This window comes from Streptomyces durocortorensis (assembly GCF_016901035.1).
GTDB classification, from domain to species: domain Bacteria; phylum Actinomycetota; class Actinomycetes; order Streptomycetales; family Streptomycetaceae; genus Streptomyces; species Streptomyces durocortorensis.
The window spans coordinates 25,819-26,689 of the sequence record NZ_JAFEUF010000031.1 but is presented as its reverse complement, the minus strand read 5'-3'; the positions used below and the strand labels follow the sequence as shown (position 1 = coordinate 26,689).

The 871-nt window shown below is 79.4% G+C and carries 1 pseudogene; it reads right to left on the bottom strand.

Annotated features, from left to right (window positions below):
• Positions 1-153 precede the first annotated feature (153 nt).
• Positions 154-711, bottom strand: a pseudogene (gene thiE / locus JS521_RS09350) (thiamine phosphate synthase); the annotation flags it as partial.
• Positions 712-871 lie beyond the last annotated feature (160 nt).

Genomic DNA, 871 nt, shown 5'->3' with positions numbered 1-871 from the left:
GCGCGGGGTCGCCTCGCTCGCCCCGCCGGTGGCCCGGCAGGCGGCCTGGGCCCCCCCGCCCGGCCCCCCCGGGGGGGGGGGGGGGGGGCCCGGGGGGGGGGGGGGGGGGGGGGGGGGGGGGGGGGGGGGGGGGGGGGGCCCCCCCCCCCCCGGGCGGGCCCCGGCGTCCAGCACCTGATCCAGATTGCCCGCGTCGATCCCGCCGATCGCGAACCAGGGCCGCGATCCGCCGAGGGAGGCCGCGTAGCGCACGAGGTCGAGGCCGGGGGCGTGGCGGCCGGGCTTGGTGGGGGTGGGCCAGCAGGGGCCGGTGCAGAAGTAGTCCACGCCGTCCTGGGCGACGGCGGCGTCGACCTCGGATTCGGCGTGCGTGGAACGGCCGATCAGCCGGTCGGCGCCGATGATCGCGCGGGCGGCGGGCACCGGCAGGTCGCCCTGGCCGAGGTGCAGGACATCGGCCCCGATGGCGTGGGCGACGTCCGCGCGGTCGTTCACCGCGAGGAGCTTGCCGTGCCGGCGGCAGGCGTCGGCGAACACCTCGAGGTGTTCCAGCTCCTCGGCGGCCTCCATGCCCTTGTCCCGGAGCTGGACGATGTCGACGCCGGAGGCGAGCACGGCGTCGAGGAAGGCGGGGAGGTCGCCCTGGAGCTTGCGGGCGTCCGTGCACAGGTAGAGCCGGGCGTCGGACAGCTGCTCGCGAGGCGTGGACATGGGTGGACTCCCCCGTGGTCGTCACGGCGGAGTGGATTCCCCCGTGGTCGTGACGGTGGCCCGGGCCCGGGGGGCCGGCCCGGGGCCCCGGGGGGGGGGGGGGGGGGGGGGGGCGGGGGGGGGGGGCCGGGCGGAAACACCCGAACGCGCCTATAGCGAA